A 25,506-nucleotide genomic window follows, 5' to 3' on the forward strand; every position below is an offset into this window, starting at 1 on the left:
GGGCCTGGAGGGCCGGGGCCGGGGGCGTGGCCCCCCGGGGCCCGGCGGCTGGCGAGCCGGGGCCCAGGCGCCCCGCCACCCCGCCGGCCATGCCGCCTGCGGCCCCGCCGGCCCCACATCCCCGCCGCCCGACGGTCCTGGCGCCTGGCGGTATTGGGGGCGCTGGGGCCCCGGCGCCGCGCCGGCCATGCCGCCTGCGGCCCCGCCAGCCCTGCATCCCCGCCGCCCGACGGCCCCGGGGCCAGGCGCCCCCAGGCCGGGGGCGTGGCCCCCCCGAGGCCCGGCGGCTGGCGAGCCGGGCCCGGGCAGGGGCCGGCAGAGGCCCGGCAGGCCACCGGAGGTAGGGCAGGCACTACCCCCACGACGCCCGCTGGTGGTCGTGATCGGGCGGCGTCCGGACGGTTGGCTTGAGGCATGACCTCGACCTCCTTCCCGAACGCGGGCCCGACGGGCCACACGGGCCCCGCCCGCCCCGCCGTGCGGCTGCGCGGGCTGCGGCGCCTCCACCGGGACGTGCGTGCCCTCGACGGCGTCGACCTCGACCTGCCCGCCGGCAGCTTCACCGCCGTCATGGGCCCGTCCGGCTCCGGCAAGTCCACGCTGCTCCAGTGCGCGGCCGGCCTCGACCGGCCGACGGCGGGCACCGTGGAGATCGACGGCGTCCCGCTGACCGGGCTGAGCGAGCGGCGCCTGACGCTGCTGCGGCGGGACCGGATCGGCTTCGTCTTCCAGTCCTTCAACCTGCTGCCCTCGCTCACCGCCGCCCAGAACGTGGCCCTGCCGCTGCGCCTCGCGGGCCGCCGGCCCTCCCGCGCGCAGGTCCGCGAGGCCCTGGCGCGGGTCGGCCTCGCGGGCCGCGAGCGGCACCGGCCGGCCGAGCTGTCCGGCGGCCAGCAGCAGCGGGTGGCGCTGGCCCGCGCGCTGATCACCCGGCCCGCCGTCCTCTTCGGCGACGAACCGACCGGCGCCCTCGACTCCACCACCGGCCGCGCCGTCCTGGACCTGCTGCGCGAGCTGGTCGACCGGGACGGTCTGACGCTCGTCATGGTCACCCACGACCCGGTGGCGGCGGCCCGCGCCGACCGCGTGCTGTTCCTCGTCGACGGCCGGCTCGCGGGGGCGCAGGACGCGCCGACGGCGGAGGCCGTCGCGGCGCGGATGGCGGGCCTGGAGGCCCACGTCCAGGCCGGCGCCGCCACCGCCACCGCGACCGCCACCGCCACCGCCACCGCCGGGGCGGGTGCGCCGTGCTGACCGTCGTACTCGCCGGGCTGCGCGGCCGGTGGGCCTCCTTCGTCGGCGGTTTCACCGCGCTCGCGCTCGGCGTGGGCCTGGTGACCGTCATGGGTCTCGGCCTGTCCGCGACCGTGGGCGCGGACGAGCGGGCGCCGGTGCGGTTCGCGTCCTCGCCCGTGGTCGTCCAGGGGCAGGACCGGCTCGCGGTAGAGGTGAGGCGCGGGCCGAACACGGCCGTCGCGACGGCGCCGCTGGACCGTCCACAGCCTGTGGACGCCGCACTCCTGCGCGAGCTGCGCGCCCGCTGGACGGTGACGACGAACGGTCCGCTGGACGCCGTCGGCGTCGACGGCCCGGCCGACGAGGTCCGCGCGCTGGTCCAGCGGGTCACCGGGGAGGCCGCCGGCGGGCACCCGGGCCCCGGCGCGGACCGCGCCGGGGTCCGGAACGAGGCCCGGAATGGGGCCCGGGTGCTCACCGGCGCCGAGCGGCGCGCGGTCGACCCCGAGGCCGCCCGGGACGCGCGGGCGCTCGTCACCCTCAACGCCCTGCTCGGCACCTCCGGCGGCGTGACCGCCTTCGTCTCGGTCTTCGTCGTCGCCTCCACCTTCGCCTTCGCCGTCGCGCTGCGCCGCCGCGAGTACGGCCTGCTGCGCACCGCCGGCGCCACCCCCGGCCAGATCCGGCGGCTGCTGCTCACCGAGGCGACCGCCGTCGGCGTGCTCGCCTCCGCCGCCGGCTGTGCGCTCGGCGCCTGGGGCGCGCCCCGGCTCGCCCGGGCCCTGGTGGACGGCGGGGTCGCCCCGGCCTGGTTCACCGTGACCGCCTCGGCGGCCGGCTGGCCGTATCACGCGGCCTTCTGGACCGGTCTCGCCGTCGCCGTGGCGGGCGCCCTCGCCGCCTCCCGGCGGGCCGGCCGGATCGGCCCGACGGCCGCGCTGCGCGAGGCGGACGTGGACGCCGACGCGCTGCCGCGCGGCCGGGCGCTGTGCGGCGCCGTCCTGCTGCTCGGCGGGCTCGGCCTGCTGGTGTGGACGTACGCCACCGACCCGGCCGAGCTCCTGAAGCGCAAGACGTACACGACCCTGCCGATGCCGCTGATCACCGGCGTGGCGCTGCTCTCCCCGGCCCTGGTGCGCCCGCTGGCCCGTGCCGTGCGGCTGCCGGAGCGGCTGACCGGGGCGACGGGGATGCTCGTACGGGAGAACAGCGCGGCCGCCGTGCGCCGTACCGCCGCCGTCGCCGCCCCGGTCCTGGTGACCGTCGCCCTCGCCGGCACGCTGCTCGGCGCCTCGGGCACGGTGGGCGCCGCGCGGGCGGCGGAGTCGGCCCGGCAGCCGGCCGGCGCGCCGACCTCCCTCTTCGTACGGGACGGGGCCGAGGCCCTGGTGAAGTACGGGGCGCGGGCGGTGTCCGGTACGGCGGCGCCGGCCGGTCTGGACGACGGGTCGATCGTGGTGACCGAGGAGTTCGAGCGGCACCGGGTCGGAGACACCGTCGAGATCTGGCGCACGGACGGCAGCGGTCCGGTACGGCTCCGGGTCGCCGGCGTGCTGCCGCGCGGGGCGGGCGGCAACGACCCGCTCGTCACCCCGGCCAACGCCCCCGGCGTCGGCACCCCGCGCGGCGCCCCGGAACGGGCGCACGCGGCCCCGGCCCCCGGCCGCCCGGGCGGATCGTCGCAGACCCGGCTCGGCCTGGCGCTCGTCCTCGGCATCGCGCTGCTCTACACGGTGATCGCGCTCGCCAACACCCTGCTCATGGCCACCTCGGCGCGCGGCCCGGAGCTCGCCTCGCTGCGCCTGGCCGGCACGACCCGGGCCCAGATCCTGCGGACCGTGGCCTACGAGGCGCTGCTCGCCACCGCGCTGGGCGCCGTCCTCGGCCTGGCCGTCTGCGCGCTCTGCCTGGGCACCCTGGGTGCGGGGCTCGCCGCCCTCGGCGCCCCGGTCACGCCGAGCGTGCCGTGGGCGGCGCTCGCGAAGACGGGCGCGGTCTGCGCGGCGGTCGCCGCGGTGGGCGCGGTGCTCCCCGCCTGGCGGCTCACCCGCTGAGGGGCGACGCTGGTATGTCGGGACGGAACGGGAACCGGGGTCGGAGCCGGGTTCCCGTCCCGTCCCGCTCGTGCGCTCGCCCCGCCGGTTCCGTGCCCCCATGCGTCCTCAGACCGCGCGCTCGGGGCAGGGTGCCCTCAGGCGGGCGTGCTCAGCCTGCGCGCTCGGACCGGGCGTCCTCAGACGTGCCCCTAGGCCGCGCGCTGTGGCCGGGTTCCCTCAGGCGTGCTCAGGCTGCGTGCTCAGGCTGCGCGCTCGGGCCGGGCGTCCTCAGACGAGCCCCTAGGCCGCGCGCTGTGGCCGGGTTCCCTCAGGCGTGCTCAGGCTGCGTGCTCAGGCTGCGCGCTCGGACCGGGCGTCCTCAGACGTGCCCTCAGGCTGCGCGCTGTGGCCGGGTTCCCTCAGACGTGCCCTCAGGCCGCGTGCCAGGCCTCCGTCGCGCAGCCCAGCTCCCAGTGCCACCAGCCGTCGGCCTCGCCGCGCTCCAGGAGGGCCTTGATCTCGCCCATCGGCGCGTCCGCCGGGACCGTGAGCGCGACCAGCGGGAACTCGGCGCTGAAGGACTCGCCGCCGACCCCGAAGGGCGCGAACCGCTCGCGCACCGCCCCGGCGCTCGGCCCGAGCGGTCCGTGGCGCTCGGGCAGCACGCGGACGGTGACGTTGCCGGAGGCCGCCGCCCGGTCCGTGGCCCAGTGCAGGCCCTCGCCGTCCGTCTCGTAGCGGACGACGTCCCCCTCGGCCACGCCGTTCTGGAGGAACGGCACGTTGTCGACACGCGCGGTGTCCTCGCCCACCGGCTCGGCCCACAGCCCTTCGGTGTCCTGGGGGAGCCAGCCCTCGCGGGGCGCGAAGCGGAACCAGATCTTGATGCGGTCGCCGACGGCGCCCGGAGTGTCGCTCACCCCGTGAGGTTAGCCCCGCCCCGGGTCCCCCGCCCCCGGGCGGCCGGCCCGCGCGCGGCATCCGACCCGCGCGGCATCCGACCCGCGCGGCATCCGGCCCCGCCCCGGGTGTGGACGACGCCCGGCTGTCAGTGGCGGGTGCCAGACTCGCACCCGTGAACGAAACGCCCGTGAACGCCGGTGCCGGGACGGAGGGTGGCGGCCGGGGCGGCGGCCGGTGGGCCCTCGCGCCCGAGCCGGACGGGGCGGGGGCGCTGCTCGTCCCGCTCGGCGCCGACGGACTGCCCGCCGGCCCGGTGCGGCGCGAGCCGGACCTCGTGACGGCGGTCCGGTCCCGGCCCGAGGTCGCCCGCTGGGTGTGGCGGTCGACCTCCGAGGTGTATCCGCGGCTGCTCGCCGCCGGGGTGCGCGTCGAGCGGTGCTACGACGTGGAGGACGCCGAGCAGCTCCTCCTCGGCCACGAGGGGCGGCTCGGCGAGCCCCGGTCGGCGGCCGCCGCCTGGGCGCGCCTGCACCACGCGCCCGTACCGCCGGACCCGCCGCTGCGGGCCCCGGAGCCCACCGCGCAGGACTCCCTCTTCGAGCCGGCGTCCCCGACGGCCGCACTGCCCTTCGACGCCCTCCTGGAGGTGTACGCGGAGCAGCAGCGCCGCCACGACCGGGCCGAGCACCCGGGCAGGATGCGGCTGCTCACCGCGGCCGAGTCGGCGGGCATGCTGGTCGCCGCCGAGATGCACCGCGCCGGGCTGCCCTGGCGGGCCGACGTGCACCGAGAGCTGCTGCACGAGCTGCTCGGCGAGCGGTACGCGGGCGGCGGCGAGCCGCGGCGGCTCGCGGAGCTGGCCGACGAGGTGTCCGCCGCCTTCGGCCACCGGGTCCGGCCCGATCTGCCGGCCGACGTGGTGCGGGCCTTCGCGCGGGCCGGGATCCGGGTGCGGTCGACCCGCCGCTGGGAGCTGGAGGAGCTGGACCACCCGGCGGTCGCGCCGCTCGTCGCGTACAAGAAGCTGTACCGGATCTGGACGGCGCACGGCTGGAGCTGGCTCGCGGACTGGGTGCGCGACGGGCGCTTCCGCCCCGAGTACCTGCCCGGGGGCACGGTCAGCGGCCGCTGGACCACCAACGGCGGCGGGGCGCTGCAGATCCCGAAGGTGGTGCGGCGGGCCGTGGTGGCCGACGAGGGCTGGCGGCTCGTGGTCGCCGACGCCGACCAGATGGAGCCCCGGGTGCTGGCCGCGATCTCCCGCGACCCCGGCCTCATGGAGGTCGCGGGGCACCCCGACGACCTCTACACCCGTCTGTCCGACCGGGCCTTCGCCGGTGATCGCGACCACGCCAAGCTGGCGCTGCTCGGCGCGATCTACGGGCAGACCAGCGGCGACGGCCTGAAGAACCTGGCCGCGCTGCGCCGCCGCTTCCCGCGCGCGGTGGCCTATGTGGACGACGCGGCGAAGGCGGGCGAGGAGGGTCGCCTGGTGCGCACCTGGCTGGGCCGTACCAGCCCGCGGGCGGCGGGCGCCGAGGAGGACGGCGAGGCGGGCATCCCGCAGGACGAGCTCCCCGGCGAGCCCGGGCAGGGGCCGGGGCGCGGGCAGGGGCCGGACGGTTACGTGCCGGGGTACGCGTCGAGCGACGCCCGGGCCCGCGGCCGCTTCACCCGTAACTTCGTGGTCCAGGGCAGCGCCGCCGACTGGGCCCTGCTGATGCTCGCCGCGCTGCGCCGCGCCACCGCCGGGATGCGGGCGGAGCTGGTCTTCTTCCAGCACGACGAGGTGATCGTGCACTGCCCGGCCGAGGAGGCGGAGGCGGTGACGGCGGCGATCCGGGCGGCGGGCGACGAGGCGGGCCGGATCGCGTTCGGGGACACCCCGGTCCGCTTCCCGTTCACGACGGCGACGGTGGAGCGCTACGCGGACGCGAAGTGAGCCCCGTCCCCGGGACCGTCCCCGGCCGGGTCCCGATCGGGACCCGGCCGGGGAGGGTGCCGGGGACGGGGGCCGGGGACGGGGCTCGCTCAGGACGCGGCCGAGGCCTGGGCCGGGGCTCGACCCCTCCGGTGCTACTGGTGCGTCAGCGCACGCCACTTCGGGCTGAGCGCGATGGTCTTCAGCTGCTCGGTGGTCAGCGCGGGCTCGGCACGGGTCGCGGCCTCGTGCTGGGTGCCGGCGTTGAAGGCGGAGACGACGACCCGGAAGCCGTCCTTGCCCATGGTGTCGGCGCTCCACCAGACGACGCCCTCGCCGCCCTTCTCCCCCGGCTGCTTCGTGAGCTTCACGACGGTGCCGTCGGGCAGGGTCTGGACGTCGCCGCTGCCGAAGAGCTGGCCGCGGACGTCGCTCATGTCCGCCTGGACGTTGATCTGGACCAGGCTCCTGCCCTTGCCGTCGTCGACGACCAGGTAGCCGTACTCGCCGTCGCCGCCCTTGTCGACGACCTGCAGGCGCTGCCCCTTGGGCAGCAGGGAGCGCAGGGTGGCCTGGACGGCGGCGCCGCTCGGCTCCGGCGGCGGGGCCGCGTGGGTGGTGCTGGGGGCCAGCCGCTTCGCCGGGAACTCGGGGATCTGCTTGAGCAGGGGCCGCCAGCCCTGCGCCGTGACCAGGGTCTTGAGCTGCGCGGGGTCGAGCGGCGGGTTCGGGCGGCTGATCGCGGAGCCCTTCTCGGTCGGCGCGTTGTACTCGCTCGCGTCGATGAGGAAGCCGTCCTTGGTGAGCAGCACGGCCCGCCAGTTCTTCGTCAGGACCCGCTTGTCCGGGTACTCGTAGCCCTGGAAGACCATGAGCCGTTCGCCGCCGGGCAGGTTCTCGGTGGTGCAGGCGTCGTAGGGGACGAGCACCTTGTCCGGGCAGGTCACCATGTCGACGCCCGCGTCCTTGCCCCGGCCGGCGCGGGAGAGGCCGACGGAGACGCCCGCCTTGCCCTTGCCGTCGTCGTAGACGCCGCTGACGGCCGGGCCGGTGCCGTCGAGGTTGTCGATCTGCCAGTCGCCGGCCGGGGTGTTGGCCTTGAGGACGGCGGCGAGTTCGGTGACGGGGATCTCGGCGATGTCGGTGGGCCCGGCGTCCTTCTTCCCCGTGCCGGCCCCGGACGCCGGCGCCGACGTCTGGGCGGGCTTCGGCTTGGGCCCGGCGACCGTGGCCTGCTCGACGCCGGAGCCGGAGCCGCCGGTGCCGAGCACGGAGCCGCCGTAGACCCCGCCGACACCGATCGCGGCCAGCGCGAGGGCGCCGCCGACGGTGGCGACGCGGCGCCGCACCACCCGGCGACGGCCGCGGGAGAGGCCGCCGGTGACGAGTTCGCGGCGGTCGTCGAGGGCGAAGCCCTCGCCGGCGCGGCGCATGACCGCGCCGAGCTCGTCCTCGAATCGTCCGTTCGTCGCGTCGTGCTCTTCGTGCTGAGGCATGGCGGGATCACCGTTCCGGGTCCGTGGTTCGACAAGGGGAAGGAGTGCGGGGGCCGAGCCGCCGAGCCCGGCCGGACGGTGCCGGACGGTGCCGGACGGTGCCGGACGGTGCCGGACGGTGCCGGACGGTGCCGGGCCGGCGCGCGGCTCGGCCGGCTCGGCGGATCGCTCGGCAGACGGCTCAGCGGGTGCTCAGCGAGTGCTCGGTGAGCGGCTCAGTGGGTGCTCAGTCAGCGGCTCAGCGGGTGGCGAACTCGGCGATGCTGCCGCCGAGCCGGGTGCGGAGGGCCGCGAGGGCCCGGGTGCTGCGGGTGCGTACCGCGGCGGAACTGGTGTTCATCGCGTCGGCGGTCTCCTCGACGCTGCGGTCCTCCCAGTAACGGAGCACCACCACCGCCCGGTCCTTGGGCGCGAGCCCGGCGAGGGCGTCGAGGAGGGCGATGCGCAGCGCCGGGTCCTCGCCGGTCTCGGGGGCGTGGTCGGGCAGCTCGCCGAGGGGACGCTCGGTGGCCGAGCGGCGCCTGCGGTGGCTGAGAAAGGTGCGGACGAGCACCGTCTGCGCGTAGCCCGCCGGGTTGCCGATCCGGGCCATGCGTCCCCAGACGGCGTACATCCGGCCCAGCGTCTCCTGCACCAGGTCCTCGGCGAGATGGGTGTCGCCGCTGGTCAGGAGACACGCCGAGCGGAACAGAGGCCCTGATCGGGCCGTGGCGAACTCCAGGAACTCGTCCGCGCGGGACGTTCTCATGTCCCTCCCCTCCGTCGCTGTCACGAGTTCGCTCGCCGGCTCTCCGGCCGGCGCTCTTGCCTGCTTCACCTCATTGACGCGGCGGCCGCCCCGGAATGTTTCACGTGAATCCAAGCCCGGTCCCGAGCCCCCCTCCCAGGCTCGCGAAGACGTGAGGGAACATTCCAGGCAAAACGGGGTAACCCTGTTGTATGAACACTTTCCTCGTGGACTCGACGCAGGTCACCACGGCGGCCGGTGTCTGGCAGTCCGGCCTGGCGCAGGTGCTGGGCGGACTGATCCTGGTCGCCATCATCATCGGCGCCTTCATGCTCGGCATCCGGGTCAAGAACAAGGAGCTCCCGCCTCCCGACCCCGACACCCAGCCGCACCGCCCGGACACCGGCGCACTGCCCGGTGAGACCTCCGAGTACCGGAAGCCCAGCGAGATGCCGCAGACCGACGGCGAGCACCGGCTCATGCCCTACCACCTGAAGAACTCCGGCGAAGAGGCCACCGACCCCCCGAGCGAGGAAAAGCGCAAGTGGGGCGGCATTTCCAGCGGCGGCTTCGGCAGCGGCGGCCCGGGCCACGGCGACTGAGCCGCCGGCCTCCTCCCCCTCGCCCTCCCCGCTGCCATGACCTCCGTGGAGACCCGTCCCCCGGACCCCGCCCCGGTGGCCGAGCGGCTGCTCGGCGCCGCCGGGACACCGGCCGCCCCCTCCCTCGTGGAGGAGGCGGTGCGGGCGTCCGGCGGACGGCTGGCCGAGCTCGCCGCGTTCTGCCTGGACCGGCTGCGGGAGCGCGAGTCCCGCCGCCCGGTGCCGACCGAACCCTGGGACGCCCCGGCGGCCGACGACCCCCTGGACGCCCTGACCCCGTCCGAACGGCTCGCCTTCGTCCTCCACGAGGACTTCGCCGTTCCGTACGACACGATCGCCCCGCTCGTCGCCCGCACCCCGCCCGCCACCCGCCAGCTGGTGGCCCGGGCGCGCCGCCGGGTGGAGGGCACCGAGGAACTGCCGGCCCCGGACCCGGAGCGGCAGCGGAAGGTGGTGGCGGAGTTCCTGGCGGCCGGGCGCGCCAACGACGTGGACGCCCTGCTGGCCCTGCTGGACCCGGACGCGGTGCTCCGGGCGGACGCCGAGGCGGTACGGGCCGGGGCCGCGCCCGCGCACGGTGCGCCGGCCGTGGCGCACCGCGTGGCGGGGCGGGTCCGCGAGGCCCGCACGGCGCTGGTGAACGGCGCGGCGGGCCTGCTGTGGACGACCCCGGAGGGCGCTCCGAAGGCGGTGCTCCGCTTCACCGTCCTGGACGGCCGGATCACGGCGGTCGACGCCCTCGCGGACGAGTCCCACCTGTCCCGGCTGACCCTCGTGCCCCTGGAGGGCACGCCCTGACGGAAACCGCCTAGCGGGCGGTGGACCGCAGCCCGATCATGTTCCCGTCCGGGTCCTTCACGGTGGCGATCCGCATCCCGCCGCCGACCTCCTGCACCTCCTGCACGGTGGTCGCGCCGTCCGCGAGCAGCCCCTGGAGCCGCCCGTCGAGGTCGTCGACGTCCCAGAAGGGCACGGGCCCGGTGAGTCCCTTCCCGTGCCCGTTCGGATCGAGCCCGAAGTGCTGCCCGTCGACGTCGAAGCCCACGTAGTACGGCTCGTCGACGCTGGGCGCGGTGCCGAGCAGGGTGGTGAGCAGGGCCTTGGCCCGCGCCAGGTCCTTCACGGGAAAGATCACGGTGTTCATGGCCATGGACTGCTGCTCCTCGGGGTGACGCGCGGACAGAGGCTCACTCCCCAGTCAGCCCCGCGCCCCGCGCTCCGTCACCCCGAACTCCGCCGTCCGGCTCACCGCCGCCCCTCGACCGCCTGGGCCTGTCCGGCGGCTCAGGGTCGGCCGGGCCCTTGCCCCAGCCGGCGTCCGGCCCGCCCGGCGATGTGCGCGGGCGGCTCGATACCGGCCGGCAGCAGCGGATCGGCCTCGGGCACCCCGAACCGCGTCTCGACCGGCAGCACCCCGGCCCACAGCCCCAGCTCGGCGTCGGGCCCCTCGCCGTCGTCCGGCGGCCCGCTCGCGACCTTCACGGACGCCTCGGCGAGGTCGAGTGCGACGAGCGCGGTCGCCGCCAGCTCCTTGCGGCTGGGCTGCCGCACGTACTCCCACTGCCCCGGCGCCGACTGCTCGGTGAGCGCCCGCAGCCCGCGCAGCTTCTCCTCGGGGTCGGTCACGAGCCGCGGCACGCCGTAGATCATCGCGCTGCGGTAGTTCACCCCGTGCTCGAACACCGACCGCGCGAGCACCAGCCCGTCCACGTGCGTGACGTTCACGCACACCACCCCGTCCGGCGCCTGCACCAGACTCCGGCTGGCTACGGACCCGTGCACGTACAACCGGTCCCCGTCGACCCCGTACACGGTCGGCACCACCATCGGCGCCCCGTCCACGACGACCCCGAGATGACACAGAAACCCCGCCCGCAGCACCGCGTCGAGGTCCTCCCGCCGATGACTCCCCTTGTGCCGCATCCGCCGCAACCGCGTCCGCCCGGTCACCTCGAGCTCCCGCCCCATCCCCACTCCCCCACTCCCCCGACGGCACCCGCCGCCGGAACCCCCGCATCCTAGGAAACCCCCCTCGCCCCCGCCCCGCCTGCCCACACTCCGGTCAGACCCGCGCCCCCGGGTCTCCTCACCGAACGCCGCCGCTCGCGTGAGTGGCGCCGTTCTCGACGTAATCGACATGAACAATGACGTCCGGGATATCCATGAAATGCATGAGCGCCCTGACGGAGACCATGTAGCTCCGGCCCGCTCTCGCCACAGGAAAGGGAAACTGCCCGGCCCTGATGAGCCGACGCGCCGCAGACTCGGCGATCCCCATCACGCTTGCCGCTTCAAGGAGCCCGACAAACGAGGGGTAGAGATCAGAGGAATAATAGTAGGAACTCCGGCCGGAAATCCGGGAACGAGTCGACCCCGAGACCTCCACCGCTTGACCAACCGATCCAGTGCGCCGACCTGAGCGAATTTCGCTGTGAAAACCCGCCACGGCACCAAAACAACCCGATCTTTGAAGCAGCGACCCGAATCGCTCACCTCTGATCTGCTCCGCGACGTCCGCATCTCGGATTCCGTTGACATCGATGATCGAGTGCGCGCTCAGATCCGATCCCTGAGCGGGCGCCTCGCAGCGGAGCAGTTCGAGGTCATCGATCAAGCAGTCCGAAGACACGGCCTTCCCTCGGCGAAAGGCCACGTCGAAGGCCGCTTTCACCATGAGATCCCTGACGCGTCGCGGTACCCCAGTCGAGGTGTCCGCCCACACCTCCAACGCGGTTGCCACCATCGCCGACCGGATGTCCGAGCGATCGACTCGGAATTCACGGGAGACGTTCGAGGAAAGCGAACGAAAACAGGGAGTGATGCAGTCGAGGATTACCAGTCGCCACGTGTCGCCACCATCCAGATCACACAGCCTCCCCATCGTGATCAAGGATTCCCAAAGGCGAGAGGCCGAACCCGAACGAACTCCCGCACGAATAGCATCCGAATGAAGGGCGGAATACGTCGGATGCCGCTTGATACCACAGCCCTTGACGTCCCCCACATGAACACAAACCGGCCCTTCGCCAAAAATATCCCGAACGGCCAATTCGATTCGATCGAAGATATCCACCATGCCACCGACCTCAGCCTCTCCCACTCGGACACAATCGAGTGTGAGGGGCCAGAAACGAAAAAGGACCCCGCCTTGCTCCATCCATCCCATCGTGTAGAGAATGTTTGGATTCAGGTTTCACAACGGACTCACAAGACGTCCCTCGACTCCGCAGTCGCCATGTCGCACAGTCGGGTATCAAGCGCCTGCTCGCGAAGGCTCGAGGCGGCACGGGAGGAAGGCACACGGCCGACGCAAACGCGCAGATGGCCCTCGGCCGCCTCTCCCGTCAGGCGCTGACACGGATGGGCACGCAAGGGGCACGCACGGCGGCCCGCCGGTCGTCGACGGCCGGCCCCTAGTGAGGGGGCCAAACAGAAAACCCCAGGTCAGCGGGTATCTGACCTGGGGCTCCATCTGAGCCGCCTTCGGGATTCGAACCCGAGACCTACGCATTACGAGTGCGTTGCTCTGGCCAACTGAGCTAAGGCGGCATGCCGTGCGTCCCATGGTGGGTGCAGCAGCGTCGCCAAGTCTACACAGTTTCCTGGGGTGCTCCGACCACCCGCCGGACGGGGCTATGAGCAGCGCTTTCCGTCGGTCGGTGGGGTGCCTTCGAGGAGGTAGGTGTTGATCGCGGTGTCGATGCAGTCGCTGCCGCGGCCGTAGGCGGTGTGGCCGTCGCCCTCGTAGGTGAGGAGGGTGCCGGAAGAGAGCTGGGCGGCGAGGGAGCGGGCCCACTTGTAGGGGGTGGCCGGGTCGCGGGTGGTGCCGACGACGACGATCGGGGCGGCGCCCTCGGCGGTGATGCGGTGGGGGCGGCCGGTGGCCGGGGTGGGCCAGTAGGTGCAGTTCAGGGCCGCCCAGGCGAGGTTGCGGCCGAAGACCGAGGAGGCCTGCTCGAAGGACGGCACCGCCTTCTCGACGTCCGCGGGGCCGCCGGGGAAGGCGGGCGGGAGGTCCAGGCAGTTCACGGCGGCGTTCGCGTCCATCAGGTTGGCGTACGTGCCGTCCGGCTCCCGCTCGTAGTACGAGTCGGCGAGGGCGAGCAGCGCCGAGCCCTCGCCGCCCATCGCCCGGGTCAGCGCCTCGCGCAGCTGCGGCCAGGCCGACTCGTCGTACATCGCGGCGATCACCCCGGTGGTGGCCAGGGACTCGCCGAGCGGGCGGCTCTCGCCGGTCGGCACCGGCTTGGCGTCGACCGCGCGGAAGAAGCGCTTCAGGGCATCGAGGGCCGCCGGGGCGGACGTGGTGCCGAGCGGGCAGTCGGCCTGCTTCACGCAGTCGGCGGCGAAGGCGTTGATCGCGGTCTCGAAGCCGGCCGTCTGCTCCCGGTTGAGCTGCTCGGCGGTCAGCGAGGGGTCCATCGCCCCGTCCAGGACCAGCCGCCCGGTCCGCTCCGGGAACAGCTCCGCGTACGTGGCGCCGAGGAAGGTGCCGTACGAGGCGCCGACGTACGTCAGCTTCTCGTCGCCGAGGACCGCCCGCACGACGTCCATGTCGCGGGCCGCCTCCACGGTGGACACGTGCGGCAGCACCTTGGCGGAGCGCTTCTCGCAGGCCGCCGCGAAGCGCTGGTACGAGCTGCGGAGCGCGGTCTGCTCGGCCGGGCTGTCGGGGGTGACGTCCACCTGCGTGTACGCGTCCATCTGCGGCCCGGTCAGGCACTCCACCGGCTCACTGCGGGCCACCCCGCGCGGGTCGACGCCCACGATGTCGTACCGCGCGCGGACCGGCGCCGGGTAGCCGATGCCCGCGTACCCCTGGAGGTAGCCGACGGCCGAGCCGCCCGGCCCGCCCGGGTTCACCAGGAGCGAGCCGAGGCGCTTGCCGGGGCCGGTGGCCCGCACCCGCGAGACCGCCAGGTCGACCCGCTCGCCGTCCGGCTTCGCGTAGTCCAGCGGCACCCGCACCGTGCCGCACTGGAAGCCGGGCACCCCGCAGTCCCGCCAGGCCACCTTCTGGCCGTAGTACGCCTTCAGCTCCTCCGGGGACGCGGCGGGCGGCCCCGAGCGGGCCGGGCCGGGCCGGGAGGTCCCGGAGGGCGAGGCGGAGGCGGAGTGCGACGGCGCGGCCGCGCCGCTGCCGCTCGTCGAGCAGCCGGAGAGGATGAGCCCGGCGGCCGCGAGGGCCGTGGCGGAGGTGCGGAGCAGGCGCCTGGAGTCCATTCCCGGAGCGTATCCGTCCGGGTGCGGAACGTGTCCAATCGGCCCCGGACGTGCCGTAACCGGGCCCATGGGACGCCCGAACCCGGGCCCCTGGAACGGGCCGAACCCGGGCCCGCGAAACGTCCGAACCCGGGCCCATGCACTGTGCGCCCACGGCTGCTCGGGAGCGCCGTCGTCCCGCCTCGACCGCGAGGAGAGGCCCCCACGCCCCCCTCGCGCCGGACGGTCAGTCGCGGAGCGCCATCGTCATCGCCTCGACCGCGAGGAGCGGTGCCACGTTACGGTCGAGCGCCTCGCGGCAGGCCAGGACGGCCTCGATCCGGCGCAGGGTGCGCTCGGGGGACGTGTCGCGGGCGATCTGCTCCAGGGAGTCCCGTACGTCCTCGTTGGCCAGGGCCGTCCTGGCGCGCAGCTGGAGCGCGAGCACATCGCGGTAGAAGCCGGTCAGGTCGGAGAGCGCGAGGTCCAGGCTGTCGCGCTGGGTGCGGGTGCGCCGGCGCTTCTGGCGGTCCTCCAGCTCCTTCATCGCACCGGCCGTGCCGCGCGGCATCCGGCCGCCCTGCGCGGCGCCGAGCGCGGCCTTCAGCTCCTCGGTCTCCTTGACGTCGACCTCCTCGGCGACCTGCTTGGCGTCCTCCGCCGCCGCGTCGATCAGCTCCTGGGCCGCCCGCAGGCCGCCGCCGACGTCGCCGACCCGCAGCGGCAGCTTCAGCACCACGGCGCGCCGGGCCCGGGCCCGCTCGTCGGTGGCGAGCCGCCGGGCGCGGTCGATGTGTCCCTGGGTGGCCCGGGCGGCGGCCTGCGCCCGCTCCGGATCGATGCCGTCGCGGCGGATCAGCACGTCGGCGACGGCCTCCACCGAGGGCGTGGTCAGCGAGAGGTGCCGGCAGCGGGAGCGGATCGTGGGCAGCACGTCCTCCAGGGACGGCGCGCACAGCAGCCACACGGTGCGCGGCGCGGGCTCCTCGACGGCCTTCAGGAGCACGTTGGCCGCGCCCTCGGTGAGCCGGTCGGCGTCCTCAAGGACGATGACCTGCCAGCGCCCGCCGGCCGGGGACAGCTGGGCCCGCCGCACCAGGTCGCGGGTCTCCTTCACGCCGATGGAGAGCAGGTCGGTGCGGACCACCTCGACGTCCGCGTGCGTGCCGACCAGCGCCGTGTGGCAGCCGTCGCAGAAGCCGCAGCCCGGCGCGCCGCCGAGCGCGCGGTCCGGGCTGACGCACTGCAGGGCCGCCGCGAAGGCCCGGGCCGCCGTGTCCCGGCCGGCCCCCGGCGGGCCGGTGAACAGCCAGGCGTGGGTCATCTTCGACGCGTCGGGGGCGGCCTCGCCCGCGGCGTGCGCGGTCACGAGCGCGTCGGCGTCGCGCGCGGCGGCGGCCAGCTGCTCCTCGACCCGCGGCTGCCCCACGAGGTCGTCCCAAACGGCCATGTCCGATGCCCCTCCTCAGGTACGCGTTCCATTGTGGGGCACCGGTCTGACAGCGGGTCTCAGCCGCGGCGCCGCCCGCGGTCCTCGTCGTCGCCGAAGCCGCCGAGCAGCTCGTCCGCGAGGGTCGGCAGGTCGTCGAGCGGGGTCTCCTCCGCCCAGTCGGAGCGGCGGCGCGGCCGGCCCTGCTCGTCGAGCTGCGGCAGCTCGCGGGTCCTGTCGTCGGCCCCGTCGTCGGCCCGGCCGTCGGTGGCACGGGCGTCGTGCCCGGCGCCGGCGGGGCGCTCGTCCCGGAAGAAGCCCTGCGGGACGCGGTCGACCGGGTCACCCGGCTGCACGGCCGGCAGCACGGCGGTCTCGTCCGCCGCCGGAGCGGGCCGGGCGTCGCGGATCCGCGGGATGACCGTGGTCTCCTCGTCGAGCCGCACGATCGGGGTGGGCACGGTGACCTCGTTCGGCGAGACGGTCGGCACGTCGTCCGCGACCGCGTCCTCGGCACCCGCGTCCTCGGCACCCTTCCCGGTGCCCGGCACCGCACCCGGCTTCACGACCGGCGTCTCGACGGTGACCTCGTTCGCCGACTCCTCCAGGCTGCGCGTGGACCGCTCGGCGGCGGCCTTCGCCTCGGCCGCCTTCTGCGCGGCCTTGCGCGCCGCCTCCTCCTGCGCGGCCTTGCGCGCGGCCTCCTCGGCGGCCTTGCGGGCCGCCTCCTCCGCCGCCTTCGCCGCGGCGGCCTCCGCCAGCCGGCGGGCCTCCTCGGCGCGGATCAGCGCCTCCTCGGCCTTGCGCTGCTTCTCCTTGCGGCGCTCCTCGGCCTCGGCCCGCAGCCGGGCCTCCTCCTCGGCCTGCTTGCGGCGGCGTTCCTCCTCCTCGCGGCGGGCCTTCTCCTCGGCCTCGCGCCGCCGGCGCTCCTCCTCGGCCGCGATCCGGGCCTCCTCGGCGCGCTGCCGGGCCTCCTCGGCCTGCCGCTCGGCCTCCAGGCGCCGGGCCTCTTCCTCCTCGGCCTTGCGCCGGGCCTCCTCCTCGGCACGGAGCTTGGCGAGCTGTTCCTGGCGCTCGCGCTCCAGGCGCTCCTCCTCGGCCTTGCGCGCGGCCTCTTCCTCGGCCCGCTTCCGGGCCTCCTCCTCGGCCTTGCGGCGCGCCTCCTCCTGGGCCTTCACCTCGGCCTCGGAGAGCGGCAGCATCCGGTCGAGCCGGTGGCGTACGACGGTGGTGACGGCCTCCGGCTCCTGACCGGCGTCGACCACGAGGTAGCGGCCGGGGTCGCCGGCGGCGAGGGCGAGGAAACCGGCCCGCACGCGCGCGTGGAACTCGGGCGGCTCCGACTCCAGCCGGTCGGGCGCCTCGGTGAAGCGCTCGCGGGCGGTCTCCGGGGAGACGTCGAGGAGCACGGTGAGGTGCGGGACGAGGCCGCCGGTGGCCCAGCGGTTGATGCGGCTGATCTCGGTCGCGGACAGGTCGCGGCCGGCGCCCTGGTAGGCGACGGACGAGTCGATGTAGCGGTCGGAGATCACCACGGCGCCCCGCTCCAGGGCGGGCCGGACCAGGGAGTCGACGTGCTCGGCGCGGTCGGCCGCGTACAGCAGTGCCTCGGCGCGGTTGGACAGGCCGGCGCTGGAGACGTCGAGCAGGATCGAGCGGAGCCGCTTGCCGATCGGGGTGGCGCCGGGCTCGCGGGTGACGACGACCTCGTGGCCCTTGGCGCGGATCCACTCGGCGAGCGCCTCGACCTGCGTGGACTTGCCGGCGCCGTCACCGCCCTCCAGGGCGATGAAGAAGCCGGTCGGCGAGGGCGCCTGGGCCGGGTCGGCGCCGCGCAGCGCGTCGCGCAGGTCGCGGCGGAGCGGGACGCCGGCCCGGTCGTCGGTCTTGGCGAGGACGAGCGCGGCGACCGGCAGCAGCAGCGCGCCGACCAGCATCAGGGTGAAGGCGGCGCCGCCGTGGGCGAAGACGAAGCTGCCGGAGGCGAGCCGGTGCGGGCCGATCGCGGCGGCGAGCAGCGGGGCACCGAGGGCGCCGACGCCCATGCCGACCCGGGCGACGGCCTGGAGGTGCTCGGTGACCCGGGGCCGACGGGCCTCCTCGGTCTCCTGGTCGACGAGGCCGTGCCCGGTGCGGGCGGCGACCCCTGCGGCGTATCCGGCCAGCGCGGCCAGCGCGAGCACGGTCGCGGTGTCGGGGACGAGGCCCATGGCAAGCAGCGCGATGCCGGTGACGGTGATCGCGAGGGCGAGCAGTCGGCGCCGGGACAGCACGGTGAGCACGGATCCGGCGGTGCGGATGCCGACGGCGGTGGCGCCGCTCAGCGCGAGCACGAGCAGGGCGAAGGTGACCGGCCCGCCGCCGAGGTCGACGGCGTGCAGCGCGGAGACGGCGGCCGCCGCGGCGATGGCCGCGGCCACGGTGGCGCAGGCGAGGACGAGCAGTCCGAGGGCGCCGGTGCGGCCCTTCTCGGGGCGCTTCTCGGCGCCGGGCTCGCCGGTCGTCGGTCGGCGCAGGCCCTCCAGGGGCGAGCGGGGCCGCGGGGTCTGGCCGCCGGGCAGCGTGAGGAAGGCGAGGACGTTCACGGACGCGGTGAACAGGCCGGCGGCGACGTACGAGCCGAGGGCGGCCTGGTGCTCGGAGAACCAGTCGATGCCGCTGCCGAGCAGGTTGCCGACGAGGGTGGCGAGCAGCAGGACGGCGGCGCCGGCGGGCACGGCGAGGAAGCCGGTGCGCAGGCTGAGGGTGCGCAGCGCGCCGAGGTGGTCGGGCAGCGGCCGGACGGCGGCGCCCTCGATCGGCGGGGCGGGCAGCAGCGCGGGCGCGGCGCCGTCCTTGGCGACGGTCCACACGCGCTCGGCGGCACCGGCCACGAAGACGGTGCCGAGCAGGAACCACAGCGCGTTGTCCGGGGTCCAGTCGATCCACACCGGGGCGAGGACCAGCAGCACGATCCGCACCCCGTCGGCGCCGATCATGGTCCAGCGGCGGTCGAGCGGCCCGTCGGGCGCGGTCAGCGCGGTGAGCGGGCCGAGCAGGGCGGCGCCGAAGAGGACGGCGGCGAGCATCCGCGCGCCGACGACGGCGGCCACGGAGAGGGCCGCGCCGCGGTAGCCGTCGCCGAGGGCGCCGCTCGCGAAGGAGGCCTGGAGGCCGAGCAGGACGAGGACGAGGAGGGCGAGCGCGTCGCCCGTGCCGCCGAGGAGGTGCGCGCTCCACAGCCTCCGCAGGGGCTGGTGGCGCAGGAGGGCCCGTACGGCACGCTCCCGGGAATCGGCGACGAGTGCGGCGTCGGTGTCTGGCTGCTCTGCTCGCGTCATCCGTCCACCCTATCCGGACGCCCCAGCTGCCCGTGGCCTTCGCCCGAACAAACAGACGGGGGGTGCGGGCCCCGCGGCCCGCACCCTCCCGCACTGTCACCGAGGCGTCACTCCGGCTTGGCGGCCGCCGTCTTCTTCGCGGCGGCCTTCGCCGTGGTGGTCTTCTTCGCCGCCGTGGTCTTCTTCGCGGCGGTGGCCTTCTTCGCCGTGGCGGTCTTCTTCGCCGCCGTCTTCTTGGCGGCGGTCTTCTTCGCGGGCGCCTTCTTGGCCGCCTTCTTCGCCGGACCCTTGGCGCGCTTCTCGGCGAGCAGCTCGTAGCCGCGCTCGGGCGTGATCGTCTCCACGCTGTCGCCGGTGCGCAGGGTGGCGTTGGTCTCGCCGTCGGTCACGTACGGGCCGAAGCGCCCGTCCTTGACGACCACGGGCTTCTCGCTGACGGGGTCGGTGCCGAGCTCCTTCAGCGGCGGCTTGGCGGCGGCCCGGCCACGCTGCTTGGGCTGGGCGTAGATCGCCAGCGCCTCCTCCAGCGTGATCGTGAACAGCTGCTCCTCGGAGGTGAGGGAGCGCGAGTCCGTGCCCTTCTTGAGGTACGGGCCGTAGCGGCCGTTCTGCGCGGTGATCTCCACGCCCTCGGGGTCGGTGCCGACGACCCGCGGCAGCGACATCAGCTGGAGCGCCTCCTCGAGGGTGACGGTGTCGATCGACATCGTCTTGAAGAGGGAGGCGGTACGCGGCTTGACCGCGTTCTTGCCGGTCTTCGGGGTGTCCTCGGGGAGGATCTCCGTCACGTACGGGCCGTAGCGGCCGGCCTTGGCGACGATCTGGTGGCCGGTGGCCGGGTCGGTGCCCAGCTCGAAGTCGCCGCTCGGCTTGGCGAGCAGCTCCTCGGCGTACTCGACGGTCAGCTCGTCGGGCGCCAGGTCGTCGGGCACGTCGGCGCGCTGGTGGCCCTCCTGGTCCTTCTCGCCGCGCTCGACGTACGGGCCGTAGCGGCCGACGCGCAGCACGATGCCGTTGCCGACGGGGAAGGAGGAGATCTCCCGGGCGTCGATGGCGCCGAGGTCGGTGACCAGCTCCTTCAGACCGCCGAGGTGGTCGCCGTCGCCGTTGCCGGCATCGGCGGCGCCGGAGCCCTCGCCGGCGCCCGGAGCGCCGCCCTCGCCGAAGTAGAAACGCTTCAGCCACGGCACGGACTGGGCCTCGCCGCGCGCGATGCGGTCGAGGTCGTCCTCCATGCGGGCGGTGAAGTCGTAGTCGACGAGCCGGCCGAAGTGCTTCTCCAGCAGGTTGACCACCGCGAAGGAGAGGAAGGACGGCACGAGGGCCGTGCCCTTCTTGAAGACGTAGCCGCGGTCGAGGATGGTGCCGATGATCGAGGCGTACGTCGACGGGCGGCCGATCTCGCGCTCTTCCAGCTCCTTGACCAGGGTCGCCTCGGTGTAGCGGGCGGGCGGCTTGGTGGCGTGCCCGTCGGCGGTGATCTCCTCGGCCGTGAGCGCGTCGCCCTCGGCGACCTGCGGCAGGCGCCGCTCGCGGTCGTCGAGCTCGGCGTTCGGGTCGTCGGCGCCCTCCACGTAGGCCTTCATGAAGCCGTGGAAGGTGATGGTCTTGCCGGAGGCCGTGAACTCGGCGTCGCGGCCGTCGGCGGCGGTGCCGCCGATCCGCACGGTCACGGAGTTGCCGGTCGCGTCCTTCATCTGGGAGGCGACGGTCCGCTTCCAGATGAGCTCGTACAGCTTGAACTGGTCGCCGGTCAGACCGGTCTCCGCCGGGGTGCGGAAACGATCACCCGAAGGCCGGATCGCCTCGTGCGCCTCCTGGGCGTTCTTGACCTTGCCCGCGTAGACGCGCGGCTTCTCGGGCAGGTAGTCGGCGCCGTACAGCTGCGTGACCTGCGCCCGGGCCGCGGCGACCGCGGTGTCGGACAGCACGGTGGAGTCCGTACGCATGTAGGTGATGAAGCCGTTCTCGTACAGCTTCTGCGCCACCTGCATGGTCGCCTTCGCACCGAAGCCGAGCTTGCGGCTGGCCTCCTGCTGGAGGGTGGTGGTGCGGAAGGGGGCGTACGGGGAGCGGCGGTACGGCTTCGACTCGACCGAGCGGACGGAGAAGCGGGTGTCGGCGAGGGAGGCGGCGAGCGCGCGGGCCTTCTCCTCGTCGAGGTGCAGCACGTTCTCGCTCTTCAGCCGCCCGTCGGCGCCGAAGTCACGGCCCTGCGCGACGCGCTTGCCGTCGACGGTGGCGAGCCGGGCGGTCAGCGAGGACGGGTCGGACGGGTCGCCGGCGCGGCCGGTGGCGAAGGTGCCGGTCAGATCCCAGTACTCGGCGGAGCGGAAGGCGATGCGCTCGCGCTCGCGCTCGACGACGAGCCGGGTGGCGACGGACTGCACGCGGCCGGCGGACAGGCCGCGCATGACCTTCTTCCACAGGACCGGCGAGACCTCGTAGCCGTAGAGCCGGTCGAGGATGCGGCGGGTCTCCTGGGCGTCGACCATCCGCTTGTTCAGCTCGCGCGGGTTGCGCACGGCCTGCTGGATCGCGTCCTTGGTGATCTCGTGGAAGACCATCCGGTGGACCGGGACCTTGGGCTTCAGGACTTCCTGGAGGTGCCACGCGATGGCCTCGCCCTCGCGGTCCTCATCGGTGGCGAGGAAGAGCTCGTCGGACTCGGCAAGGAGCTCCTTGAGCTTCCTGACCTGCGCCTTCTTGTCGGCGTTGACGACGTAGATCGGCGCGAAGTCGTGGTCGACGTCGACTCCGAGCCGGCGCACCTCACCGGTGTACTTCTCGGGCACCTCGGCGGCGCCGCTCGGGAGGTCGCGGATGTGCCCGACGCTCGCCTCGACGACGTAGCCGGGGCCGAGGTAGCCCTTGATCGTCTTCGCCTTGGCAGGCGACTCGACGATGACGAGTCGGCGGCCGCCCTGTGCGGTCTCGCTGGTCGGGGACAACTTCGCTCTTCTCTCCGGTCGACGCTCTCTGGCCCGTACTGCGCGTACTGCGTACTGCCTCCGTACGCGGCACCGCGTACGGACTGCGCTGGCACGCACGGCAGCGACACGCACGGTGACGCTGTCGTCGCTGCGGAGTGTGACGGTACAACCCGCCCCCGTGTCAAACGGCGAAAGCCCGCAACGGCCACTCGAACGGTAACCCGAGTCCTGCCCTTCCTGCCGCCCGGACTGCCGGACGGGGCCGCGTCACGCGCGCGGCGCGGGCACGTCACAGCCGGCCGAAGCACCAGATCCCGAGCAGCAGGAAGGTCACGCCGAACAGTCCGGCGAGGGCGGCGGCGACCCCCGGCGCGACCCCGAAGGCGACCGGCTCGCCCTGCCGCACCCGGACCCCCGTCCAGAGCAGCAGTGCGGCCCCGAACAGCGTGAACGCCGCTCCCGCGAAGATCGCCGGCCCGCTCTCCATGCCCGTTCCCCGTTCCCTCGTCCTCGGCCCCAAGGCCCCCGGCGCCGAGGCTGGCACCTCCCGGCGTCAGGAGGACGAATTCCCGGTGAACGGCGATGAGGCACCTGGCCGGGTTTCACGAGGATGGCCGGTACTCCTCCCCCACGGGCGAGGCGCTCCCTCCGCCGGCCGGTGCCGCCGCTGTGTCGCTTCTTACAGGAGGTCCGTCAGAGGCCGGCCCCCAGGAGATCCCTTGGCAGGGGGGATCCCGTGGCGTCCCTCAGAGGACGTCGAGGGTGGCGCGGCGCCGGCTGCCGCGCTCGAAGACGGCGAGCAGCACGACGGCGAGGACCGCGTACCCCGCGCCGACGAGCAGCTCGGCCCCGAGCAGCCGCCCGTCGAGCCCGCCGCCGGCGGTGAGGCGGCGCGCCGCGTCGGCCGCGTGGGTCAGCGGCAGCGCCTCCCCGGTGGCGCGCATCCAGCCGGGCAGGGTGGCGCGGGGCACGGCCGCGCCGGTGAGCAGCAGCAGGGCCGAGCTCGCCACGTTGGACACCAGGAACACGTCGCGGAAGCGCAGCCCGAGCGCGCCGAGCGCCAGCCCGAAGGCCGAGCAGGCGGCGGCCCCGGCGAGCAGCACCAGCCCGAGCCCGGGCAGGGCGGCGGCCGGCACCGGCAGACCGAGCAGCGTCGCGGCGGCGGCGAGCACGACGACGCTGACGAACAGCCCGTTGAGGACGTACGGCAGGGCGCGGCCCGTCCACAGCGGAACCCGGTGCCGGGGCGAGAGCAGGACGGCCCCGAGGGTGCCGTACCGGCGCTCGTTGGCGACGGCCATGGTGCCGCCGTACACGCAGGAGGCGGAAGCCGCGAGCACGGCGTTCCCGACAAGATGGAAACGGTCGTCGGCGACGCCGAGTTCCCGGCCGAGGAAGACGAAGAAGAAGACCTGGAGCAGCGGGCCCACCAGCAGCGTTCCGATGAACATGGGCGGGGCCGTCCAGTTGAACAGGGCGCGGTACGAGAGCGCTCCGCCGACGAGCACGAGCCGCGCCGGCCTGAGGAAACGGAACATCAGCAGGGCCTTTCGGGACCGGGATCGGGTCGGGTCCGGATTCGCGGTCCGGGTCGGGTCGAGGTCCGGATCGGGGGTCGGGGTCCGGGTCGGGAGTCGGGGTCGGGTCGGGGATCAGGCTCGGGGTCAGGCGAGGGCCAGGGACGCGGCGGCCCGGGCCCGGCGCTCCACCCGGCCGAGGACGAGGACGGCGGCGAGCGCGTATCCGGCGCCGAGCGCGGCGGCGACGAGCAGCGGGACCAGCACCTCCGCGGCGGACGGGCCGCCGGAGGTCGCCGCGTGCACGGCCCGCGCGCCCCAGGTAGTGGGCAGCGCCCAGGAGACCGGCCGGGTCCATTCGGGCAGCACGGTGACCGGCACGAGCAGCCCGGACAGCAGCCAGATCGGCGTGTCGAGCGGATTGGCCAGCGCGTTGGCGTTGCGCAGCAGCACGAAGGTGGCGGCCAGGAGCAGCCCCATCATGCCGAGCGAGAGCACGCAGACGGGGACGGCCAGGAGGAAGAGCAGCGGGTGTGCGAAGTCGAGCGGCACCCCGAAGAGGACCACGCCCCACAGCACGGTCGCGCCCATCGCGTACGTGCCGATGACGGCGGTCGCGAGGGTGACGGGCAGCAGCACGAGGGCGAGCGGGGTGGGCGCGGCGACCAGGGTCTCCAGGGTGCCGAGCCAGCGCTGGTTCTGCACGGCGCCGCCGGAGCCGAAGAGCACCGAGCCCCAGATGCCCATGAGTCCGGCGCCGACGGAGGCGGTGAGCAGCCGGTCGGGGTCGCCGGCGGCGCGGAAGAGGTAGACGGCGAGGGTGGCGTAGACGAGGGGGACGAGGACGGCGAAGGTGATCTCGATCGGCGAGCGCGACATGTACGAGACGTGGGTGCGGACGCCGACGGCGATCAGCCGGAGGGTGCGGATCACGCGCTCGTCTCCGTCAGGTCGCGGGCCGGTCCGGGGCGGTGGGCGCCGGTGCGGGGGCCGGAGGCGGGGCCGGAGTTGGGGCCGGGGCCGGAGTCGAGGCCTGGGCCGGGGTCGGCCTGGGCAGCAGGATCGGACTCGGCATCGGCATCGGCATCGGCATCCGCATCTGGACCGGAACCGGAACCGGGGGCATGGTCGGAGTCGGCCTCGGAGTCCTGGGCGCTCTCCCCCTCCACCAGGGCGATGTAGGCGTCCTCCAGGGAGGGTTCGCGGCTGACGACCCGTCCGACCCGCACGCCGTCGAGCGCGGCCAGGACCGGCGCGTGCAGCTCGGCGCCCCGGTCGGTCTGCACCGTGAGGGCCTGGGCGGTGCCCCGTTCCTCCACGGCGACGCCCCGTACCCCGGGCACGCGCCGGACGGCGTCGAGGACGTCCTCGCCGACCCCGTACACCTCGATCTCCAGGACGTCCCGGTCGCCGATCCGGGCCTTGAGGCTCTGCGGGGTGCCGAGGGCGCGGATCCGGCCGCCCGCGATGACGGCGACGCGCCCGCACAACTCGTCGGCCTCGGCCATGTAGTGGGTGGTGAGCAGCACGGTCGTGCCGCCGGCGGCGAGGTCGGCGACGGTACGGCGCAGATCGCGCGCGGCGACCGGGTCGACGCCGATCGACGGCTCGTCGAGGAACAGCACCTCGGGCCGGTGCAGCAGGCCGCGGGCGATGTGCAGCCGCTGCCGCATGCCGCGCGAGTAGCCCTCGACCTGCTCCCGCTCGCGGCCCGCGAGCCCGACCAGGTCGAGGAGTTCGGCGATCCGCCGCTTCTGGTCGCGGGCCTCGACTCCGTACAGTTCGGCGAAGTAGCGCAGGTTGTCGAGCGCGCTGAGCCGGTCGTAGAGGCCGCGGTCGCCGCCGAAGACGTAGCCGATGCGGCGGCGCACGGCGACGGGGTCGCGGGCCACGTCGTGCCCGCACACCCGGGCCGTGCCGGAGGTCGGCAGCAGCAGCGTGTTGAGCATCTTGATGGTGGTGGTCTTGCCGGCGCCGTTCGGCCCGAGCAGGCCGAAGAGTTCGCCGGGGGCCACGTCGAAGGTGACCCCGCGGACGGCCTCGGTCTCGGTCCGGCGCGGCCGGAACCACCCGTTCCTGCTGGTGTAGGTGCGGCGCAGCGCGTCCGCTTCGATAGCGAGCATGCGCCGGAGTCTGTCCGGGCCGGCCGGGCCCGGGCCATCGATTCGGGAGCGCCCGAATCGT

Annotated in this window: 19 protein-coding genes and 1 tRNA gene; 5 read left to right on the forward strand and 15 right to left on the reverse strand. The window is 74.7% G+C overall.

Features of this window, described 5'->3' with window-relative positions:
* The first annotated feature begins 414 nt into the window (after positions 1 to 414).
* Together ACIGW2_RS10965 and ACIGW2_RS10970 are read left to right on the forward strand one after the other, a co-directional pair.
* Complete coding sequence (locus ACIGW2_RS10965) at positions 415 to 1,254, forward strand: ABC transporter ATP-binding protein (RefSeq protein WP_399842829.1); 840 nt, start codon at positions 415 to 417, stop codon at positions 1,252 to 1,254.
* Positions 1,248 to 3,290, forward strand: a complete 2,043-nt coding sequence (locus tag ACIGW2_RS10970) for an FtsX-like permease family protein (protein WP_399842832.1) — start codon at positions 1,248 to 1,250, stop codon at positions 3,288 to 3,290. The genes ACIGW2_RS10965 and ACIGW2_RS10970 overlap by 7 nt, the downstream gene beginning before the upstream one ends.
* A 413-nt stretch (positions 3,291 to 3,703) precedes the next feature.
* On the opposite strand, the gene ACIGW2_RS10975 is transcribed toward ACIGW2_RS10970, so the two are convergent.
* On the reverse strand, positions 3,704 to 4,192 hold the full coding sequence (locus tag ACIGW2_RS10975) for a DUF4265 domain-containing protein (protein WP_391654227.1): 489 nt from the start codon (positions 4,190 to 4,192) through the stop codon (positions 3,704 to 3,706).
* A 155-nt stretch (positions 4,193 to 4,347) separates the two neighbouring features.
* Here ACIGW2_RS10975 and ACIGW2_RS10980 point away from each other — a divergent pair, with 155 nt between their 5' ends.
* On the forward strand, positions 4,348 to 6,117 hold the full coding sequence (locus ACIGW2_RS10980; protein ID WP_399842835.1) for a bifunctional 3'-5' exonuclease/DNA polymerase: 1,770 nt from the start codon (positions 4,348 to 4,350) through the stop codon (positions 6,115 to 6,117).
* A 134-nt stretch (positions 6,118 to 6,251) separates the two neighbouring features.
* On the opposite strand, the gene ACIGW2_RS10985 is transcribed toward ACIGW2_RS10980, so the two are convergent.
* A complete protein-coding gene (locus ACIGW2_RS10985; RefSeq protein WP_399842837.1) occupies positions 6,252 to 7,592 on the reverse strand; it encodes a hypothetical protein in 1,341 nt (446 codons plus the stop codon).
* Positions 7,593 to 7,830: 238 nt separating this feature from the next.
* Positions 7,831 to 8,340, reverse strand: a complete 510-nt coding sequence (locus tag ACIGW2_RS10990) for a SigE family RNA polymerase sigma factor (protein WP_356066491.1) — start codon at positions 8,338 to 8,340, stop codon at positions 7,831 to 7,833.
* 191 nt (positions 8,341 to 8,531) lie between these two features.
* On the opposite strand from ACIGW2_RS10990, the gene ACIGW2_RS10995 reads away from it, so the two are divergent.
* Together ACIGW2_RS10995 and ACIGW2_RS11000 are read left to right on the forward strand one after the other, a co-directional pair.
* Positions 8,532 to 8,921, forward strand: a complete 390-nt coding sequence (locus tag ACIGW2_RS10995) for a DUF6479 family protein (RefSeq protein WP_361585094.1) — start codon at positions 8,532 to 8,534, stop codon at positions 8,919 to 8,921.
* A gap of 45 nt (positions 8,922 to 8,966) precedes the next feature.
* Entirely contained in the window at positions 8,967 to 9,719 is a 753-nt protein-coding gene (locus ACIGW2_RS11000) for an RNA polymerase subunit sigma-70 (protein WP_391654221.1), read from the forward strand.
* Positions 9,720 to 9,729: 10 nt separating this feature from the next.
* Here ACIGW2_RS11000 and ACIGW2_RS11005 read toward each other — a convergent pair whose 3' ends face one another.
* The 12 genes from ACIGW2_RS11005 to ACIGW2_RS11060 form a co-directional block, all read right to left on the reverse strand.
* A complete protein-coding gene (locus ACIGW2_RS11005) occupies positions 9,730 to 10,071 on the reverse strand; it encodes a VOC family protein (RefSeq protein ID WP_391654220.1) in 342 nt (113 codons plus the stop codon).
* Between the two features lie 134 nt (positions 10,072 to 10,205).
* Positions 10,206 to 10,889 carry a pyridoxamine 5'-phosphate oxidase family protein gene (locus ACIGW2_RS11010; RefSeq protein ID WP_391654219.1) on the reverse strand — a complete coding sequence of 228 codons (684 nt, stop codon included), beginning with the start codon at positions 10,887 to 10,889 and terminating at the stop codon, positions 10,206 to 10,208.
* A 118-nt stretch (positions 10,890 to 11,007) separates the two neighbouring features.
* Positions 11,008 to 11,997 (reverse strand): helix-turn-helix domain-containing protein, encoded by a 990-nt coding sequence (locus tag ACIGW2_RS11015; RefSeq protein WP_399842842.1) that lies wholly within the window; start codon positions 11,995 to 11,997, stop codon positions 11,008 to 11,010.
* A 399-nt stretch (positions 11,998 to 12,396) separates the two neighbouring features.
* Positions 12,397 to 12,470: transfer RNA gene (locus ACIGW2_RS11020), tRNA-Thr, on the reverse strand.
* Positions 12,471 to 12,554: 84 nt separating this feature from the next.
* Entirely contained in the window at positions 12,555 to 14,144 is a 1,590-nt protein-coding gene (locus tag ACIGW2_RS11025; protein WP_399842845.1) for an alpha/beta hydrolase, read from the reverse strand.
* 226 nt (positions 14,145 to 14,370) lie between these two features.
* Complete coding sequence (locus tag ACIGW2_RS11030) at positions 14,371 to 15,573, reverse strand: DNA polymerase III subunit delta' (RefSeq protein ID WP_399842847.1); 1,203 nt, start codon at positions 15,571 to 15,573, stop codon at positions 14,371 to 14,373.
* A 59-nt stretch (positions 15,574 to 15,632) separates the two neighbouring features.
* Positions 15,633 to 18,872, reverse strand: a complete 3,240-nt coding sequence (gene tmk / locus ACIGW2_RS11035) for a dTMP kinase (protein ID WP_399842850.1) — start codon at positions 18,870 to 18,872, stop codon at positions 15,633 to 15,635.
* A gap of 107 nt (positions 18,873 to 18,979) precedes the next feature.
* Positions 18,980 to 21,823, reverse strand: a complete 2,844-nt coding sequence (topA, locus tag ACIGW2_RS11040) for a type I DNA topoisomerase (RefSeq protein ID WP_399842852.1) — start codon at positions 21,821 to 21,823, stop codon at positions 18,980 to 18,982.
* Positions 21,824 to 22,094: 271 nt separating this feature from the next.
* A complete protein-coding gene (locus tag ACIGW2_RS11045; protein WP_399842855.1) occupies positions 22,095 to 22,292 on the reverse strand; it encodes a hypothetical protein in 198 nt (65 codons plus the stop codon).
* Between the two features lie 259 nt (positions 22,293 to 22,551).
* Positions 22,552 to 23,343, reverse strand: coding sequence for an ABC transporter permease (locus tag ACIGW2_RS11050; protein WP_391654214.1), 792 nt, complete (start codon positions 23,341 to 23,343; stop codon positions 22,552 to 22,554).
* Between the two features lie 126 nt (positions 23,344 to 23,469).
* Complete coding sequence (locus tag ACIGW2_RS11055) at positions 23,470 to 24,255, reverse strand: ABC transporter permease (RefSeq protein ID WP_399842857.1); 786 nt, start codon at positions 24,253 to 24,255, stop codon at positions 23,470 to 23,472.
* Positions 24,252 to 25,445: an ATP-binding cassette domain-containing protein gene (locus ACIGW2_RS11060; RefSeq protein WP_399842859.1), complete on the reverse strand. Its 1,194-nt coding sequence runs from the start codon at positions 25,443 to 25,445 to the stop codon at positions 24,252 to 24,254. The genes ACIGW2_RS11055 and ACIGW2_RS11060 overlap by 4 nt, the downstream gene beginning before the upstream one ends.
* Positions 25,446 to 25,506 lie beyond the last annotated feature (61 nt).

The organism is Streptomyces sp. NPDC053541 (assembly GCF_044544705.1).
Classification (GTDB): Bacteria; Actinomycetota; Actinomycetes; order Streptomycetales; family Streptomycetaceae; genus Streptomyces.